Annotated in this window: 18 protein-coding genes; 13 read left to right on the forward strand and 5 right to left on the reverse strand. The window is 39.7% G+C overall.

The features are described from left to right. Positions 1-22: 22 nt before the first annotated feature. Both H605_RS0111280 and H605_RS0111285 read right to left on the reverse strand, forming a co-directional pair. On the reverse strand, positions 23-1,579 hold the full coding sequence (locus H605_RS0111280; RefSeq protein WP_029054311.1) for an ABC-F family ATP-binding cassette domain-containing protein: 1,557 nt from the start codon (positions 1,577-1,579) through the stop codon (positions 23-25). Positions 1,580-1,864: 285 nt separating this feature from the next. Then, complete coding sequence (locus tag H605_RS0111285) at positions 1,865-3,346, reverse strand: BCCT family transporter (RefSeq protein WP_029054312.1); 1,482 nt, start codon at positions 3,344-3,346, stop codon at positions 1,865-1,867. 511 nt (positions 3,347-3,857) lie between these two features. On the opposite strand from H605_RS0111285, the gene H605_RS0111290 reads away from it, so the two are divergent. Continuing rightward, positions 3,858-4,991: an amidohydrolase gene (locus H605_RS0111290; RefSeq protein WP_029054313.1), complete on the forward strand. Its 1,134-nt coding sequence runs from the start codon at positions 3,858-3,860 to the stop codon at positions 4,989-4,991. Continuing rightward, the gene (locus tag H605_RS0111295; RefSeq protein WP_029054314.1) at positions 4,988-5,749 is read left to right on the forward strand and encodes a purine nucleoside phosphorylase YfiH/LACC1 family protein; all 762 of its coding nucleotides are present in this window, start codon (positions 4,988-4,990) and stop codon (positions 5,747-5,749) included. The genes H605_RS0111290 and H605_RS0111295 overlap by 4 nt, the downstream gene beginning before the upstream one ends. 139 nt (positions 5,750-5,888) lie before the next feature. On the opposite strand, the gene H605_RS0111300 is transcribed toward H605_RS0111295, so the two are convergent. After that, a complete protein-coding gene (locus tag H605_RS0111300; protein ID WP_029054315.1) occupies positions 5,889-6,236 on the reverse strand; it encodes a DUF378 domain-containing protein in 348 nt (115 codons plus the stop codon). Between the two features lie 170 nt (positions 6,237-6,406). Between H605_RS0111300 and H605_RS0111305 the strand changes: the two genes are divergently transcribed. Continuing rightward, positions 6,407-7,324: a patatin-like phospholipase family protein gene (locus H605_RS0111305; RefSeq protein ID WP_029054316.1), complete on the forward strand. Its 918-nt coding sequence runs from the start codon at positions 6,407-6,409 to the stop codon at positions 7,322-7,324. Positions 7,325-7,399: 75 nt separating this feature from the next. Next, on the forward strand, positions 7,400-7,555 hold the full coding sequence (locus tag H605_RS18970) for a hypothetical protein (RefSeq protein WP_155979523.1): 156 nt from the start codon (positions 7,400-7,402) through the stop codon (positions 7,553-7,555). Between the two features lie 34 nt (positions 7,556-7,589). Here H605_RS18970 and H605_RS0111315 read toward each other — a convergent pair whose 3' ends face one another. Further along, the gene (locus H605_RS0111315) at positions 7,590-7,817 is read right to left on the reverse strand and encodes a hypothetical protein (protein ID WP_029054317.1); all 228 of its coding nucleotides are present in this window, start codon (positions 7,815-7,817) and stop codon (positions 7,590-7,592) included. Between the two features lie 130 nt (positions 7,818-7,947). On the opposite strand from H605_RS0111315, the gene H605_RS0111320 reads away from it, so the two are divergent. From H605_RS0111320 to H605_RS0111360, 9 genes are all read left to right on the forward strand, one after another. After that, complete coding sequence (locus tag H605_RS0111320; RefSeq protein WP_037561965.1) at positions 7,948-9,276, forward strand: TrkH family potassium uptake protein; 1,329 nt, start codon at positions 7,948-7,950, stop codon at positions 9,274-9,276. A gap of 124 nt (positions 9,277-9,400) precedes the next feature. Beyond that, positions 9,401-9,772 (forward strand): GntR family transcriptional regulator, encoded by a 372-nt coding sequence (locus H605_RS0111325; protein ID WP_029054319.1) that lies wholly within the window; start codon positions 9,401-9,403, stop codon positions 9,770-9,772. A gap of 5 nt (positions 9,773-9,777) precedes the next feature. Next, positions 9,778-10,638 carry an ABC transporter ATP-binding protein gene (locus tag H605_RS0111330; protein WP_029054320.1) on the forward strand — a complete coding sequence of 287 codons (861 nt, stop codon included), beginning with the start codon at positions 9,778-9,780 and terminating at the stop codon, positions 10,636-10,638. Further along, complete coding sequence (locus H605_RS0111335) at positions 10,635-11,306, forward strand: ABC-2 transporter permease (protein ID WP_029054321.1); 672 nt, start codon at positions 10,635-10,637, stop codon at positions 11,304-11,306. Before H605_RS0111330 ends, H605_RS0111335 begins: the two co-directional genes overlap by 4 nt. An 84-nt stretch (positions 11,307-11,390) precedes the next feature. Next, a complete protein-coding gene (locus H605_RS0111340) occupies positions 11,391-12,314 on the forward strand; it encodes an ABC transporter ATP-binding protein (protein WP_029054322.1) in 924 nt (307 codons plus the stop codon). After that, a complete protein-coding gene (locus H605_RS0111345; protein WP_029054323.1) occupies positions 12,292-13,230 on the forward strand; it encodes an ABC transporter permease in 939 nt (312 codons plus the stop codon). The genes H605_RS0111340 and H605_RS0111345 overlap by 23 nt, the downstream gene beginning before the upstream one ends. A gap of 522 nt (positions 13,231-13,752) precedes the next feature. Next, the gene (locus H605_RS0111350) at positions 13,753-14,937 is read left to right on the forward strand and encodes a M20 metallopeptidase family protein (protein WP_029054324.1); all 1,185 of its coding nucleotides are present in this window, start codon (positions 13,753-13,755) and stop codon (positions 14,935-14,937) included. 11 nt (positions 14,938-14,948) lie between these two features. Next, on the forward strand, positions 14,949-16,487 hold the full coding sequence (locus H605_RS0111355; protein ID WP_029054325.1) for an AbgT family transporter: 1,539 nt from the start codon (positions 14,949-14,951) through the stop codon (positions 16,485-16,487). Positions 16,488-16,773: 286 nt separating this feature from the next. Then, positions 16,774-18,072 carry a hypothetical protein gene (locus tag H605_RS0111360; RefSeq protein WP_029054326.1) on the forward strand — a complete coding sequence of 433 codons (1,299 nt, stop codon included), beginning with the start codon at positions 16,774-16,776 and terminating at the stop codon, positions 18,070-18,072. A 46-nt stretch (positions 18,073-18,118) separates the two neighbouring features. Here the strand turns inward: H605_RS0111360 and H605_RS0111365 are convergent, their stop codons facing one another. Then, positions 18,119-19,573, reverse strand: a complete 1,455-nt coding sequence (locus tag H605_RS0111365) for a protein adenylyltransferase SelO (RefSeq protein WP_029054327.1) — start codon at positions 19,571-19,573, stop codon at positions 18,119-18,121. Positions 19,574-19,718: the final 145 nt, after the last annotated feature.

The raw sequence follows: 19,718 nt of genomic DNA on the forward strand, positions 1-19,718 counted from the left end.
CACGTGGAACAGTATCGTTTGTTTAGAACATCTTCGTAGTCCACGTCTCACCATTCCAAATAGTAGATACTACATCTTCATAAAAGTCAGGCTCGTGTGATATGAGTAAGATGCTTCCTTTATATTCTTTCAAAGCACGTTTCAGTTCTTCTTTTGCATCATAGTCCAAGTGGTTTGTGGGCTCATCCAATACTAGTAGATTTGTTTCGCTATTTACCAGTTTACAAAGACGTACCTTTGCACGCTCTCCCCCACTTAATACTTTTACTTTACTTTCAATATGTTTCGTAGTTAATCCAACACGCGCTAAAGCTGCACGTACTTCATATTGCGCAAAGTGTGGGAACTCACTCCAGATTTCTTCCAAACACGTATGCTCTGTGTCTGTTTTCATTTCCTGTTCGAAATAACCAATTGATAGATGCTCACCTTGCTCTACTTTACCGGAAAGAGCGTTTATTTCCCCGAGAATACTTTTCAACAGTGTTGTTTTACCGATTCCGTTTGCTCCAGCAAGAGCGATTTTCTGTCCACGTTCCATAGATAGATTTAAAGGCTTCGAAAGAGGTTCATCGTATCCAATCACTAGATCTGTCGTTTCAAATAAATATTTCCCGGGTGTCCTTGCCATTTTGAAATCAAAATGCGGCTTTGGTTTTTCTGAATCTAGCTCTATAACGTCCATCTTATCCAGTTTCTTTTGGCGGGACATTGCCATTCGACTGGTTGCTGCATTCGCCTTATTGCGAGCTACAAAATCCTTCAGATGCGAAATTTCTTTTTGTTGCTTTTTATAAGCAGCTTCGACTTGTTGCAATCTCATTTCACGCACACGCAAAAACTCGTCATAGTCGCCAGGATAACGATTGACCTGTTGATTTTCCATATGATAAATCAAGTTAATGACACTGTTCAAGAATGGAATATCATGCGATATCAAAATGAATGCCCCTGGATACTCTTGTAAGTACGTACGCAACCATTCAATATGCTCAACGTCCAAGTAGTTCGTTGGTTCATCAAGCAATAAGATATCGGGCTTTTCAAGCAGCAATTTAGCCAGTAATACTTTTGTACGCTGGCCACCACTCAAGTCATTTACGTCAGTATCCAAACCAAATTCATCGAGTCCAAGACCATTTGCAACTTCTTCTACTTTTGCGTCAATCATATAAAAATCACTCTGCTCTAGAGATTCTTGAATTTGTCCAGTATCTTCAAGCAAACTTTCCAGTTCATCCGGCTCCACTTCACCCATCTTCGCAAAGAGACTATTCATTTCAGTTTCCATATCGTATAAATATTGGAACGCTGTGCGCAATACATCACGGATGGACATCCCCTGCTTCAAAGCCGCATGTTGATCTAAGTATCCGATACGAACACGCTTTGACCACGTGACAGTTCCCGCATCCGGCTCCAGCTTATGCGTAATGATATTCATAAACGTAGATTTACCTTCTCCATTGGCACCTACTAATCCTATATGTTCACCTGCTAATAGACGAAATGACACATCTTCAAAAATTACACGGTCACCGAATCCATGGCTAATATTTTTTACTGTTAATAAACTCATATTGTACACCTATTCCTTTTCCATTGTTTCAATCCAACTTATCTACGTTATTTTAACATCCTATGCTTATAATTACTTAAGAAAAGAGAAAACAATATGTAGTTTAGAGCAACTGAAATTAGTTTTCGTTACTTCAAGAATATCTAGTTTATTTACTGATTATATTTCCTTTTATACACTTAAGAACTAGCTACAAATTGTACGCAGTGAAACGTCGCCCCTCTGCTATACTGTCCTTTTCTTATAAAAAAGGAACATGCAAAATAATTCGCATGTTCCTTCCTTTTATTTCATTTTATATAGCTCTTCATTCATTGACTTAAACAACGCATACATCATCAGTAAGATGACGAATGAGAATGGCAAGGCCGCTATGATGATTGTATTTTGCAAGGCAAGAAGTCCACCTGCTGAAAGCAAAATCAATGCAATTGTCGAAACAATGATACCCCAAACCACTTTTACGGAGTTTGGTGGCGTCAACGAACCATACGTTGACTGCATGCCCAACACGTAAGTCGCTGAGTCAGCCGACGTGATGAAGAACGATGTCACTAAAAGAATCGCGAACAATGATAGAACTAATGAAAATGGCATTGCGTGAAACATTTCGAATGCAACTACTTCAATATTTAAAGAAGCGAGATCTGCTACTCCGTTATTCTGCATTTCGATTGCTGTAGTACCAAACGTTGAGAACCATAAGAACCCAAAGAATGAAGGTACAAGCAAGACGCCTGCCATAAATTCACGTATTGTACGCCCTTTAGACACTCGCGCAATGAACATACTGACGAATGGTGACCAAGAAATCCACCAAGCCCAATAAAATATAGTCCATCCATCTAACCATCCACGATTTTCACCATTGAGTGGAGCTGTGCCCATACTCATATCGATGAGATTTGTAAAATAACCACCAACTGAATCCGTGAACATATTAAAGATCAATAAAGTAGGTCCAAGAATAAGAATTAATCCTAAAAGGGCTACTGCTAATATCAAATTGATATTGGACAGATAGCGAATCCCTCTACTTAATCCAGACCAGGCTGATCCAATAAATAGTACCGTTACGACCGTCACGATAATAATTTGCGATTGGATACCTATCGTAAAGCCAAACAAGTAATCCAATCCTGCGTTAATTTGAACAGCACCTAATCCTAGTGAAGTTGCCACACCGAAAGCAGTTGCAAAAACTGCGAGTACGTCAATTACTGTTCCTAAAGGACCTTTTACTTTTTCTCCGAAGATTGGCTTCAATGTTGTTGAGATTAGGCCTGGTTCGCCTTTTCTGAACTGGAAGTATGCCAATGCCAATGCGACCATTCCATACAAAGCCCAGATATGAAGACCGTAGTGTAGAAATGTTTTCCGCATAGATTCTTTAAAAGCAGCAGGTGTTAGCGGATCCTCTGTTGCTGGTACTGCGTAATGGGATAATGGTTCTGCGGCACCGTAGAAAACGAGTCCGATTCCCATCCCGGCCGAGAATAGCATCGCAATCCACGTAATCGTAGAGAATTGCGGACGATCTGTATCTTTTCCTAAACGGATTTTACCGTATGGACTGAATATCATAAAAATACTGAGCAACAGTAACGCTGTCATAATTAACATATAGTACCAACCAAATGTTGATGCTACAAAAGCTTTACCAGCTGAAGTGATTTCCTCGAAATGTACTGGATTTATTACTCCATATCCTACCGCAATTATTATTAAGACAATGGTAATATAAAAAACCTTTGATATTTTCTTCATAGTTCCCCCTTTAGAGATGAATTACACAAGCAGGTTTACACTATACTGTAAAAAAAACTAGAAATCAAATGAATACAAGCAATTTATTTGATTTAATTAGAACGTGATATAGCCTAAACCCTATTGTAGTAAGTTTTCTTCTACGTCTTAAACTATCTCATTTTATTTTCATCACTATATTTTACTAGTAGAAATAACCTGTAAAATTATTACTTTTCATAGGATGGGGTTCAAAGTCTTTTACATATTCAGCTAATCCAATAGGTGGCGTCGTGTGCGCTAACTGAACCCACAATACATCATCGATTGTTTTTTAGAATTCTTTATTTATTATAAGTTTCATAAAAATTCTCCTTCCATTTATGGTGCGAGCTATTACTTTATTATGTTCAAATAACCGTTTTTGAAAAGTCAATTAATTCTTGACGAATAGTCACCTTCATTGCTGTATACTAGTCAATATGTTTTACTTTTAAGATCATCCACTTCATACAAACGGAGGTAATGCATAATGTCTGATCCACTAAACTATATAGAACTTCATAAAAAGGAAATCCTACAGACCTATCAAGACCTGCATGCTATTGCTGAACCTAGTTGGCAAGAGCAGCAGACTTCATGTTATTTACAGGATCAGCTTTCATCTGCCGGATTAAGTATCACTACCTACAATGGGCATCACGGCTTCATCGCAGAAATTGCCGGTCGTACGAAGGGCGTCATTGCGTTGCGTGCGGATATGGATGCACTGGTACAGGAAGTCGACGGCGAAGTAATAGCTAACCACTCGTGCGGACATGACGCACACAGTACAATGGCGTTATATACCGCACTAGCATTAAAGAACAGCGAAACAGATTTACATCATACGATCCGATTCATTTTCCAACCTGCAGAAGAGTTGGCAGAAGGTGCGTTGCAAATGATGAAAGAAGGCGTGCTTGAAGATGTTCTATTTCTAGGCGGCCTGCACGTACGTCCACATACGGAAGTTCCGTTCGGTAAATCTGCCCCTGCAATTTTACATGGATCGTCTGCAACTATTATAGGCACGATTACAGGTACACCTGCGCATGCAGCGAGACCTGAAGAAGGTAATAACCCAATTGAAGCAGCGAGTTTCCTAATCCAGTCACTGCGTCAGATCCGCTTGCCAGGCAATAAAAAGTTTTCCATCAAAATTACAGAGCTACATGGTGGTGAAACAAGTAACTCCATCCCCGCCAGCGCTCGATTTACGCTCGACGTTCGCGCTGAAACGAATGAGACGATGGATGCTTTGCTGAAAAAAGCCCGCCACATTATACAGCACACTGCTGCACTGACAGAGACGAAGATTGCTTATGAAGAAGAAGGCTATTCACCTGCTGCTACGGAAAATGCCACAGCAATCCAACTGGCACAACAGGCGATCGGCTCAGTATTAGGTGAAGAAAACATAGATGGACCATGTATTTCTCAAGGGGCGGAAGACTTTCATTTCTACACGTGGAAAACGCCTGAAATTCCTGCCACGATGATTGGACTCGGTTGTGATTTGAAACCAGGCTTGCATCATCCCCAGATGTCGTTTAATACCGATGCCTTAATTTATGGTGCACAAATTCTAACGCAACTATTGCTGAATGCGGATCGAGAGTTATGAAAACAACCATCCATCAAGACCATAACAATATCCTACTAGGTATGACTCTGAAAGATTGCAGTCAACCTGAGTGCAATAATACTGCTTTACATGCATGCGTTTCACCCGTTGACGTGATGAACAATCGCCGACAGTTGGCGAATTTTTTGCAATGTAATTTGGAAGATTTCGTATTTGCCAATCAAACACATAGCGCAAACTTTTATAAAGTGACTGCACAAGAAAGAGGTAAAGGTGCATTGCGACAAGATACGGCAATTCCTGACACAGATGCACTATATACACTTGAATCAGATATCGTGCTGTGCAGTTTAACGGCGGACTGCGTTCCTATATTATTTTACAGTGAGGCTAGTCCATTGATTGGAGCCATTCATTCCGGTTGGCAAGGCACGGTGAAGGAAATCACACCAAAGCTGTTCCGCCACCTACAGCAATACGAGCACTGTGACCTGAGTCGTGTTCATGTCCAAATCGGTGCAGCACTCAGTCAAGAAATGTTTGAAGTCGATGAAGATGTCTATACGAAGTTTCACAACCTCGGCTATGCAGACGAATTCATATCCTATAATGCAGTAACACGAAAATATCATATTGATAACCAACTGACAGTGAAGAAACAATGCACGTTGGTTGGAATTCCTGAAGCCAATATTACAATCGACCGTACATGTACATTCCTTAGCCCAGAAGGCTTTTCCTATCGCCAAGATAGACAAGCCGGTCGTCATGTTAGCTTTATCAGGAGGACAATCTAAATAGCGCAGTGAGGATCTCCTCACTGCGCTTTTCAGTTCAATTCTAGTTGATATCGCCTGACAGGTAATTCGGATAGGCAACTATTTCTCACCACTACATCAAAAAGTGTTCCCGCTTTAACACGAGAACACTATTTGATTATTCTTTAGGGTCCTTAGGTGATCGATCCACTTTTTTACGCTTCTTCATCATATCCAGTTCTTCCCCAAATTCTGTGTTGTAATTCACATTTCGAATTCGATCGAACTGCTTATGGGGCTCTACTTTCTCATCCTCGTCGACAATAATCTCTTCATTCGATTTAACTAAAAGTCCAATCGCTGCCAATCCGCTCAGTCCCACAATGGCATAGACAATCTTCGCCAGAATCGTGTCTTGTCCTCCAAATACGCTGGCAACCAAATCAAAGTTGAAAAAGCCGATCAATCCCCAGTTTAGAGCACCAATAATGACTAACGTCAGTGCAATCCGCATAAATACGCTCATGTTGCACACCTCCTCCAACAATCTATAATCGAATCCTGTACATGTTTGTATAGATTCCTTATTATAGTTCACTGAAAGAGAATTTTCATACATATTCATATGAATAATGTTCTATTTCTGTTGCGAATACCTTACATTAGTAGACCAATAAAAATGAAAGCAGGGATACAGTGCGAATAAATGGCGTGTTTTCAGGCGGAGGATTAAAAGGTTTTGCGCTAGTTGGAGCGGTGCAAGAATTGGAAAAACAAGGTTATCGCTTTGAAAACGTAGCTGGCACAAGTGCAGGAGCTATTGTTGCGAGTTTTTTGGCGGCCGGCTATACAGCCGATGAAATTGAAGTCATGTTGGCTGAAGAAGATTTCCAAGCTCTGCTGGATCCGCGAAAGACTCTATTGCCATTCCCTTTTATGAAATGGGTCTCGCTTTATTGGAGAATGGGTTTGTATCAAGGAAAGGCATTGGAGGATTGGTTTTTTGAAAAGCTTGCGCGTAAAGGTTGTTATGCGTTTGGTGATCTTCCAAAAGGCTCGTTAAAATTGGTCGCATCTGACTTAACAAATGGCAAGATGATGGTACTTCCTGATGATTTACAGGAATACGGATATGATGCTGATCGATTTTCCATTGCAAAGGCACTGCGTATGAGTTGTGGTATCCCCTACTTTTTTGAACCTGTACGTCTCGATGCACCAAAAGGAACGATTGTCGTAGACGGCGGCGTATTAAGTAATTTCCCGATGTGGATTTTTGACGAAGATACATCGTCGCGTAAACTACCCGTAATTGGGATCAAATTGAGTCGCAATCAAGATGAAGTTCCCGGCCGCACCATTCGAAATGCTATGCAATTATTTGAAGCGTTATTCTCTACTATGAAGAATGCGCATGATGAAAAGTATATCTCAAAACGACATGTGCAAAATATAGTCTTCATTCCCGTAGAAAATTATAGTGCGACACAATTTGATTTGAGTGAAGAGCAAATGGATGACTTGCTGTCTATCGGACGTAGTCGTACCCAGGAATTCTTGCTAACTTGGTCGCCAACGAAGTCTCAGTTAGTCAGCAACCCAAATGTAATGTAATTGAAATATTTGATTTCAATACAGTTTAAAACGCCATCTTAGGGGGTAAATTGACTTATAAGGAGGGTTGCAATCATGACCAACCAAAATGAAAGTTCTATTTTCATCCGAGAGCTTGAACTACTCAGTGACGAGTACCATACTGCGCCCGCCGATATCAAAACTTTTATCCTACAAGATATTCAGTTACTTGAGTCTGCGATTTCTCTTTTACAAAGTGACGTCCAGTAATGACTTACCATATAGAGTAGACGGATCATTTAGCTCATAGAAATAACTGTTGCAAGTTCTTATTACGTTCTGCACGTTCTTCTTCTGTTGCCAAGTCATATTTTTTTAACAAATGAAATACTACATTCAATGTCTCTTGACTCAATGGTTTGCTTAAAAACAACTCACAGCTTTCCACTAATTCTTCTGGCATGAAGGATTGCTGCTCTGCTAATTTTTCTACAACTTCTTGTTGCGTATGATCAATTGCACAATTGCTCATCTGGATTCACTCCCTTGTTCACACTGTATCATATTTTTTAATGAACTTAAAACGAAGACTTGTTGCTAATTTTGTAAGAGCTACGAGTCTTTTTGTTATTTTATTCGATCTACCTGGAGATGAAAAGATCATGAAAGCTATTAAAAAACGTAGGAAAACTTTTTCTCCTCCTGCTCTTATAGCCTCATCTTTCCTATTTACTATAGTAATCGGTACCTTACTATTAAAATTACCGATAGCTACATATAAACCAATTAGCTGGATTGACGCACTTTTCACTGCCACGTCCGCTACAACTGTAACTGGACTGAGCGTCTTTGATATCACCGCTACACTAACCATTTTCGGAGAAGTCGTGTTGCTCATACTGATTCAAATAGGCGGCGTCGGTTTAATGGCATTTGCCGTTGCAGTGCTCATTATTTTAGGTAGAAAAGTTGGTATGACCAACCGCATATTCATCCAGGAAACATTCAACTATCAGTCCATTGGTGGAACCGTTCGCTTTGTAGGTGAAATCGTAACGTTCGTGATTGTAATAGAAAGTATTGCATTTATCGCATTATGCACTGTATGGATACCTGAGTTTGGCTGGAAACAAGGAATGTACTACAGTGTATTCCATGTAGTATCTGCATTTAATAACGCTGGGTTTTCATTATTTCCGGACAATTTGAGTTCGTTTGCAGGTAATCCTATTATTACAATTATCCTTTCTGGTTTATTTATTATTGGCGGAATCGGCTTTATTGTAGTGAAGGACATCCTTCAAAAGAGATCCATTCAACAATGGACACTACACACGAAAATGATGATCTTCGGCACGCTGATTGTGAACGTTATTGCTACGCTCTTCTTATTCATCTTGGAGTTTCATAATGAAAAAACAATTGGCAGTTTGAGTTTTATTGACAAGCTTTGGACTTCCTACTTCCAAGCCGTGACCCCACGTACTGCCGGTTTCAATATGATCATCGTCGGAGATATGGAGGAGTCCTCTCTCTTACTGACACTTCTTCTCATGTTTATAGGCGGGGGCAGCGCATCTACCGCTTCCGGAATAAAGTTAACGACCTTTATGATTATTTTACTGGCAACGATTTCTTACTTTAGGGGAATAAAAGAACCGCATATTTTCCAGCGTACCATCAAGTCCGAAGTCATATTTCGTTCTATGGCTATAGGAGCGGTTAGCTCTGTCATTATCTTTGTTGCTTTATTTTTGCTGACTGTTACTGAAAAGGTGCCATTCCTGCCTTTATTATTTGAGACAGTCTCTGCTTTTGCAACAGTAGGACTTTCATTGGGAATTACAGGAAACATTAGCCCTGCAGGTGAAGTAATTCTTTGTTTCGTTATGTTTTTAGGCCGCATCGGCCCATTAACATTGTTTTTCTTACTCATTCACACCAAAAAAGAATCCTATCATTATTCGTATGATCAAGTGCAAACAGGTTAATTGATAGTAACTGCTCATATTGAAAAACTCCAGAACTCTATTCTGGGGTTTTTTTATGGTTGACTCAACTGTCACACACTGTGTATACTGTACATATACAGTATAAGAAGAAAGGGGTGATGTATTGAATATTGTCATCTCCAATTCGGTGAACCAACCGATCTATCTGCAAATTAAAAACCAGTTGAAAGAGCAGATTTTATTAGGGACACTGAAAGAGAAAGAGGCACTGCCTTCTATACGTAAATTAGCGAAAGACCTGCAGATTAGTGTCATCACAACGAAAAAGGCTTATGAAGAACTGGAACGGGATGGACTTATTGAGACTTTTCCAGGCAAAGGATCATTTGTTGCTGCGCAGAATCACGAGCTATTAAAAGAAGAACAGTTAAAGAAAATTGAAGAACAGCTGATGAACGTTATTGAGGATGGGCGAGCTTTTGACGTAAGTCTTGAAGAGTTAATTCATATGCTGACATTTCTATATAAGGAGTGAAGAGAATGGAAAATATAGTGGAAGTACGAGGTCTGACCAAACAGTTTAAGGGCTTTGCACTGAATAATCTCAACTTCGATATTAAAAAAGGATTCATTACGGGATTCATTGGGGCAAATGGTGCTGGGAAAACAACGACCATTCGCTGTTTGATGGATTTAATTCGAGCTGATCAAGGAGAAATACGTTTGTTTGGCGAGTCACATAAAAACCACACGGTGGAGATCAAGGAGCGCATAGGTTTCGTGTATGATGCAGATTTCTATTATGAAGAACTGACTATCGAGAAAAATAAAAGGATTCTTGCCCCCTTCTATGCCAAGTGGGACGATGAACTATTCTATTACTATCTGAGAAAGTTTCAGTTGAATACAGCCCAACGCGTAAAGCATTTATCGAAAGGTATGCGAATGAAGTTTTCACTTGCAATGGCTCTTTCCCACCATCCAGATTTTATCGTTATGGATGAACCAACAGCCGGTCTGGATCCAATCGTCCGACGCGAACTACTCGATATGATGCAAGACCTCATACAAGATGAAGAAAAGGCTATCTTCTTTTCAACGCATATTACGACTGACTTGGAGAAAATAGCAGATTTCATTGTTTTCATTCATCAGGGCGAGATTATCTTTCAAGGTGAGAAAGACGAATTCACCGAACGTTATGTATTGGTCAAAGGTACAACAGATCAGCGTACTCTGCTTGATGGACTCCCTGTAATTGGACTGCGTACTACAGATGTCGGCTTTGAATGTTTGGCAGATACTGCCGAGATTCCTTTAGATCACCTGTCAAAATTATTTATTGAAAAACCGACACTCGAAGACATTATGTATTACACCGGAAGGAGAGAATTCGAATGAATGCTTTGATCCGAAAAGATTTATACACACAAAAGACGAGTACTTACCTTATTTCGGCTCTGTGGTTCATTATCTTTACAAATTTTTTTACGGATGGTCAACCTGTGCGTCATGTTTTACTTCTAATCTTCGTCGCCTATTTCATAGCTATTTCAACAAGTAACAAGGCATTTGAGAAAGAATCTGTCTTACTAAACAGCCTTCCAGTTACAAGAAAACAATTCGTACTGGCGAAGTATGCATCTGCTATCATCTGGTTCGGTCTGTCAACGGTGGCTGTGCTGTTTTATATCTTCTTGTTCGATATATTTGCTCCATTTCCTACTCGGATGATGACAATTCCTGAATTACTCATCGCACTTGGATGCTTTTATCTCATCATTTCCCTCTTTTATCCGTTGCAATTCAAGGCGGGCTATATACTGGCGTCTTCTTTAACAATTGCCTTGCCGTTACTGAGCATGATGTCATTTAGAATCATCTTAAATATTATGGAAAATCCAAGAATGGCGGCAGAGCAAAAATTCTTTCTGCAAACCGCAGACCTTATTACTACCAATCAATGGACAATCGCACTCTCCGTTCTACTAATTAGCGCCTTACTGACATGGTTATCCATTCTATTATCCATACGAATCATACACAAAACAGATTTTGATCATGCGTAATTTATTAAACCAAATAACTTTTGCAAATAAAAATCGTTAGTTAGTATAGGAAGAATGTTAGTAATTAATGAAAAGAGAGGATGTATGAATATAAAACCCATAGTCGAATTACAAAATCTGACGAAAGTCATTGGCAACAAGAAAATTATTGATGATGTTAGTTTGTCATTATACCCCGGACAGATTACTGGTTTTCTCGGACCTAACGGAGCAGGTAAAACCACAACCATTCGAATGATGGTCGGTTTGATGAAACGTACAAGTGGCGAGATTCTGATTGATGGAAGACCACTTTCGGAAAACTTTGAAGAGGGTCTGTCAAAAGTCGGTGTCATTGTTGAAAATCCTGAAATGTATAAGTTCATGTCCGGCTATAAAAATCTTTTGCATTTCGCACGTATGCAGAAAAATATTAGTAAAGAACGAATCAATGAAGTCGTTAGACAAGTAGGGTTAGAACAGCGTATTCATGAAAAGGTCTCCACATATTCGCTAGGTATGCGGCAACGTCTTGGTCTAGCGCAAGCTTTATTGCATCGTCCAAAATTCCTAATCTTAGATGAACCGACAAACGGACTGGATCCTGCAGGCATTCGGGAATTCCGTCAGCATTTACGGGCTATAGCTGAAACGGAAAGTGTTTCTGTCTTCGTTTCGAGCCATATGCTCTCGGAAATCGAATTAATGTGCGACCGAATTGCTGTAATTCAAAACGGCCGGCTAGTTGATATACGAGATATGTCAGAAACTGCGCAATCTCATTACTATTTCGAACTGTCACCTACTGAAAAAGCACACGGACTGTTGGTGTCCAATGGTTTTACGCCAAAGCTATTGCCGGTTGGATTGGTACTGCAGGTCGAAAAAGATCAGATTCCATTCATTGTACAGCTACTGACAGCCAATGAAATCGAAGTGTTTGCTGTGCAACCGCACCGGAAAACATTAGAGGATCAGTTCCTAGAAATGACGGGAGGCGGACAGATTGCTGAATCTTATACAAAATGAATGGATGAAACTATGGTCTAAAAAAGGTACGTGGATTATGACGATTTTGCTAATCGCTGCTGTCTTTGGTCTTATGGGGATAACCAAATGGGTAAACAACCAGAACACTACACAGCTGACCGATTGGAAGTCTAATGCACAAGAACAAATAAACTATATAAATGAAGCTACTCAGCTAGATTTGCCAGAGATGGAACGCAAGCAAAATGAAGAGACTATTAAGATTCTGGAATATCGTTTAGCAAATGATATCCCACCTCTTGCTGAAGACGGTCGGGAATCCCTGATTATCAATCCTGTAGGGGTTGGTAGTCTTGTCGTCCTTCTCACAGTCATTGCAGCGGCAAGCATCATAGCTTCCGAATTTTCTCAAGGCACAATTAAAATGTTGTTGACACGACCAGTGAGCCGTTGGAAAATCATGGCGTCAAAATACGTAACGGTTCTTTTGTTTGGTGTCTTACTAATGTTTATTGGATTTGCGGTAACTATTATGAGTGCGTACATCCTGTTCCCTTCAGGAGTAGGTCAGGAACTGAAATGGGATGGCAATGCAATTGTGCCCGTTTCCATATGGGGACACGGTTTGTATATGCTGATTCTTTCTTTCGCTAACGTGATCATCACCGCCACTTTCGCATTCATGATTGGTAGCGTCTTCCGCTCAAACAGCATGGCAATCGGCCTATCATTATTCATTTTCTTTACAGGCAACACCATTGTCCTATTGCTCTCACAGTATGAAATTGTGAAGTATCTCGTATTTACACATATGAATCTGACGATGTATGAAACAAATTCTGTATTCGTGGATGGTATCACTATGCCATTCTCGCTTGTAGTATTAGCGGCATATTTAGTAGTTTTCTTAGTAATTAGCTACACTGTGTTTACGAAGCGGGATATTACTGCGTAGGAAAGTTCCTCAAATCAGAGGGTCTGTTTATTTTGAGCAAATCCTTTTTTTCGTTCATGATATGTATAATTTAAAGTTTTTTGGAATTGAGTTATAAGCATAAGAATTCCTAAGCACGTTAGATAATTTTATTAGAAGTCACAAATCAATCATTTTCTTTGCCTATCACACTTTCCTACACGATGATTCATGTAATTGTAGAAGGACTACGTTAAATTATTAGCATATTCGAAGTAACTATACGAATTTGTAGGTATATATACTTTAATAACATAAGATTTCTCTGAATAAAAGTAATTAATACATAGTAGAAGGACAACTAATAAAGTATAAACAAAGCCTATTAAGACAATCATTTTGGTATTAATATCTATCTCTTTATGAAGTACTAAAGTGTAGAAACATCTGTATTCTTAGAATGCTATGAAAATTTAGCTATTGATATTTTTCTATTGTAGATATTATAATAAGCAAATAGCGACAATGTCGTTAAATTTGCGCAAAGTTAGAGGGGATAATACAATGCAAAGGAAAACGGTTACAAAGATGACTGAAGATATATTTCCACAGGTAGTAAAATGGAGACGCCATTTACACCAACATCCAGAACTATCATTCGAAGAATACGAAACCTCTACGTTTATTGAAGAACAGCTACATACTTTTGAAGGTATAGAAGTAACGAGACCAACTAAGACAAGTGTGGTGGGACGATTAAAAGGATTGGCTGGAGACGGTAAAACCATTGCCATGCGCGCGGATATTGATGCGTTACCAATACATGAAGAGACTGGAATTGATTTCGAATCTAAAACAAAAGGAAAAATGCACGCTTGCGGCCATGATGGGCATACTTCTGTTTTGTTGGGTACAGCGAAGATTCTTTCGGAAATGAGTAAATCACTGACAGGTGAATTTATATTTATATTTCAACATGCTGAGGAACTTCCTCCTGGCGGCGCTCAGGAAATGGTTGAGGCGGGTGTTCTAGAAGGCGTGGATTGTATATTAGGCATGCATTTATGGTCACATGTACCGGTTGGAGAAATTCAAATAACAAAAGGCCCAATGTCTGCTGCTTCCGATATCTTTGATATTACGGTGATAGGTAAATCAGGTCATGCTTCACAGCCTGATGGTGCAATTGATGCACTGGCTATTGGCTCCCAAATTGTATCAAACCTTCAGCAAATTGTATCAAGAGTATTAAGCCCTTTAGATAGCGCTGTAGTATCTTGCACACGTTTCTATAGCGGAGATGCTTACAATGTAATTCCAGATCAAGCTATTATAGGTGGTTCAGTTCGTACACTATGCAATGAAGTACGAGAAAAGATAAAAGTGAACCTTGAAAGAATCAGCAAAAGTATTGCGGAAGCACATGGCGCATCTGCTGAATTATCTTATGAATACGGCTACGATCCCGTTTATAACAATATAGATTTAACGACTGAGGTCCATAAACATTTAACTAATTTCTTTACAGATGAAACCATAGAGGAAGTACCACCGCTAATGGGTGGCGAAGATTTCTCTGCATTTAGTAATATTATACCAGGCTGTTATATAGGAATCGGTGCTTTAAAAGAAAGAGATGGCGTTTTCTATCCTCATCATCATCCACGCTTTGAAATTAATGAAAAGGCATTAAAAATAGGCATCTCTTACTTCGTTTCAACTGCCACATTTTTAAGTAGCCAAAAATAAGAGGTGACAATATGTCGAAAAAATCCACATCGGTTAAAACAAAAAGCTCATTTTTTGACCGCATCCTAAACCGGATCGAAATTGTGGGTAATAAACTACCAGATCCCATTGTGCTATTCGCCATGATTGCCTTAGCTATCATAATTATCTCAGCTTTAGCATCTTTCTTCGGCGTATCTGCAATCAGTCCAGTAGATGGAGACAAAATTGTAGCTAAGAACCTGCTTTCTAAGGAAGGCATACTGGAACAACTTACAGGTATGGTCAAGAATTTCAGTGATTTCCCGCCACTTGGTGCAGTGCTAGTCATCATGCTGGGCGTGGGACTTGCAGATGAAAGTGGATACTTTAAGACGTTGATGAGAAGAGCTGTACTTTCTACTCCTAAAAAGATTATCATCCCTATGATTATTCTAATTGCTATTATTGGTAACGTTGCTGGTGATGCAACACAAGTTGTATTACCTCCTCTCGCAGCAACTATTTTAATGTCATTCGGCTACCACCCATTTGTCGGGCTAATTGCAGCTTATGCTTCAACACTTGGTGCATTTTCTGCGAACATCTTGATAGGTATGACAGACACACTTGCAGCTGGGTTTACAGAAATCGGTGCCCGAACTGTCGATCCTACCTTCGTTGGTAATCCTGCAATGAACTATTATTTCATCGCTGTATCGACAGTGTTCTTACTTGCTGTCGGAACATGGGTTACTTATAAATTCACTATTCCGCGTTTCGGTGCTTTTGAAGGAGAAATAATCGAGAATGAAGCTATTACATCTCTTGAAAAGAAAGGACTACGTTGGGCCAATATCTCGGTAGCAGTTGTTGTTGCTATTTTATTGGTAGGTGTCATCCCAGTTAATGGTTGGTTGCGAAATGCTGAAACAGGCTCTATTATTCAAGACTCTCCATTAATGGCTTCAGTTGTTCCATTGGTTATGATCTTATTTTTAGTGCCGGGTATTTTCTATGGAATCGGCGCTCGCACGATTAGAAGCTCTAAAGATTTTGCCCAGCAAATTGGACGTGCAATTAGTTCAATGGGTCCTTATATCGTTCTCGTTTTCGTTTCCGCTCAAATGCTTGCTTACTTTAATGCTAGTAACTTGGGAGCTATCCTATCTATTAAAGGCGCCAATCTCTTGGATTCAGTAGGGTTCAAAGGTATTCCTTTATTTGTTTCTTTTATTCTATTTGTAGCAGTAATCAACTTATTAATCGGTAGTGCTTCAGCAAAATGGGCTATTCTGGCGCCTATCTTTGTGCCGATGTTCATGTATTTGGATTACCACCCGGCATTTACTCAAATGATGTACCGAATTGGCGACTCTATAACAAACCCGATTACACCAATGTTCCCATATTTAGTTCTCATCTTGGCATTTGCTCAGAAATTTGATAAAAAAGCTGGGCTAGGTACATTAATTGCGGGGCTGTTCCCGTACTCTGTATTCTACGGTATCTTCTGGATTATCTTGTTGATTGTATGGTACTTGCTTGGCATACCGGTCGGACCAGATGCCTCTATTTTCTTAAGTAAATAATAAGAAAGAGGCTGGGACATAACTAATTTAGCTTTGTCCAAAGCCGAATGATAAATACGTTTTTTATTATCTAAATACAGAAAACCGAACTATTGCAGAATGCTGTATTAGCATTTCTAATAATAGTTCGGCTTTTTTGGTTGCTGAAAACCTTTTGTCCTAGCCTCTTTTTTTATAATGAAAAACTCTTAAAGGTTTAATTTTCGCTCTCTTTCTAAAAGTTGACGGTATGTCTATTTACTTTGCTATACTGTTATAAATATATACATTAGATAGGTGATATAGAATGTTTAAAGTGGCTATTATTGGTCCGCTAGTTTCTGTCGAACGCATAGTGAGTGAAACTGATGATTTTACTTCACGACTATCGTTTACCCCTTTCATTTACGTGTCAGCAATCGAAACCATTGATATTGTCAAAACACAGTACGATACATATGATTACTTTTTATTCTCCGGTCCTATACCTTATGAGTTGGCTATACGTACAGGGTTAGATATCGACAAATTCTTCTCCATAGTATTATTGGAGACAGGCTTTTATAAAGCACTGCTCAATTTAACAAATCAAGTACGAAAACCCATTGAGCGCTTAAGTATCGATATTGTCAACACTTCCAATGTAGTCGATGTATCATTAAGCCAATTGAATGTCCCTGTAAAAAATGTCTTTGTAAAGACCTTTGATGCAGCTATAGATTACTGGTCTTTATACGAGCACCATGTACAGCTCTGGGAAGAGAACAAGGTAGAAGCAGTGTTGACATGTTATCCTGACATTATGGTTGCATTACAAGAAAAAGGCATACCAACAGATTGGATTAGTACAACCAAGCTTGCGACGCGGCATGCACTGGAAACTATAGATAATCATGCGGAGATTTCTTTATTAAAACGATCGCAAATTGGAGTATGTATAATTCATATCGACAATTTACTTTATGAAGATCAATCCAAACTCTCTTATGATATCCAATTTACAACACTGAAAATGAATGAGGAACTACTGTTGTTGAGTCGTGAAATGAATGGTTCCTTTATTAATTTTCGTGAGGGTCAGTATATGATATTTAGTTCACGTGGAGAAATTATTGATACATTCTCTGTGTTGTTAGATACCATCGAAAGGTTGGAGCATACATGGAACAGGGAAATTAATAGCGGGATAGGGTTTGGTGATTCTGCTATTAAAGCTGAGATGCATGCAAGGAAGGCTCTGCAACTTACACAAAGGGATCCTGATACAATTATCCTGATTGATCACGAAGGCAAAGTACTCGATTTGCCTAGCGAATATCATGATAAAAATTCGGTGTATCATGAAAAAAAATTGCTCAATCGCTTGAACGAAGAGCATATCAACATTTCACTATTTAATAAAGTACGTGAAGTAATTCGAAGGAAAAAATGGTCGACATTCACTGCGAAAGAATTGGCATTCGAACTGAAAATGAGTGATCGCAATGCTCAGCGAACACTTCTATCATTGACCACTGCAGGTTTTATGCAACAACAAGGTGAGGAAAAAGCTATTTCTAAAGGAAGACCGAGTAAGTTATACAAGCTAGATGATACATTTTTATAATAAAACGGTCTATTCAACAAAAACTTGTTGAATAGACCGTTTTTTTTTATGTTCCGCAATATGTTTGAAAAGTAGTTCCGTCTTCTGGCGGATTCACGTATTCTTCTTGTTCAGCCGTATATGCATAAGGGTTTTTGAGAACTTCAAGTAGCTTCATAAACGGCTGCATATCGCCAGCTTCAGCTGCCTGTAACGCCTCTTCCACCCTATGGTTTCTCGGAATGACCGATGGATTATGTCGCTTCATCAAAGCTTCTACTGATTGTGTATCTTCCGACTGACGTTGTAGCCTATCACCCCAGCGCCCTTTCCACTCTAAAAAGTCCGGCTCATGGAACCACTCTTCTTGCTGTCCAAGCGTCAATGAACGGAAAGTATTTGTAAAATCAGCCTGATGATCTTTCATGACAGCTAACAAATCTTTTACCAATGTTTCATCGGCTTCCTCTTCATTAAACAAGCCTAATTTGGACCTCATACCTGCCAACCATTCCGCGCCGTAAATTCTGGCGAAATTGGAAAGCTTGCTCTCCGCCAGTTTTACTGCTTCCGCTTGTTCTTCGTGAAGCAACGGCAAAAGTGTCTCGGCAAAACGAGTCAGATTCCATTCCGCTATACCGGGTTGATTGCGGTAAGAATAGCGTCCTTGCACGTCAATTGAGCTAAAGACGGTTTGCGGGTCATAGCTATCCATAAATGCACACGGTCCATAGTCAATGGTCTCGCCACTAATAGCCATATTGTCCGTATTCATCACACCATGAATGAAGCCGGTAAGCTGCCAATTCACGATCAAAGATGCCTGACGCTTTATAACTTGTTCTAGTAGTGCTACATATGGCTGTGGCTCCGGTTTCACTTCAGGGAAATGACGTTGAATTGTGTAATCTGCAAGAGCACGTAAATCCTCGACTACTTGTCTGGCTGCCGCATATTGGAACGTTCCGACACGTAAGTGACTCGAAGCAACTCTTGTCAACACGGCTCCTGTCAAAGCTGTTTCACGTAAAACAGGCTCTCCTGTTACCGTGACGGCTAAACTACGTGTTGTAGGGATATTCAGTCCATGCATCGCTTCACTAATCAAATACTCACGTAACATAGGCCCGAGAGCCGCACGTCCGTCTCCACCGCGCGAATAGGGTGTCCTTCCTGATCCCTTCAATTGAATATCCACTTTTTGCCCTTCTGGCGTCAGGTGCTCTCCTAACAGCATGGCACGCCCGTCACCTAGCATGGTGAAATTACCGAATTGATGACCTGCATAGGCCTGAGCAATAGGTTCTATTCCTTCAAGTTTTTCATTTCCAGCAAAAACAGCGATTGCTTCTTCGGAATGCAATTGTTTTTCATCCAACCCAAGCGAGACCGCCAGTTCATCATTAGTCAGAACCAATTGCGGTGAGCTGACGGTATTTGGTTCCACTACTGTATAAAATGTTTCAGGTAGTTCGCGGTAACTGCACTCGACTTTCCAACCGATATTTTGATTACGTTTCATATGTTTTTCTTCCTTTCCATATGATGCCCTAGTATGAATGACTTTTATTTATTGTGCCTTATTTTACTTAACTCACTATTCTATATCCAGACGCATGTATTGTATCATTCCGGTTATCGATCAGCCAAAGCTTTCGAATTAATGA

The organism is Sporosarcina ureae DSM 2281 (genome assembly GCF_000425545.1).
Taxonomy (GTDB): Bacteria; Bacillota; Bacilli; order Bacillales_A; family Planococcaceae; genus Sporosarcina; species Sporosarcina ureae.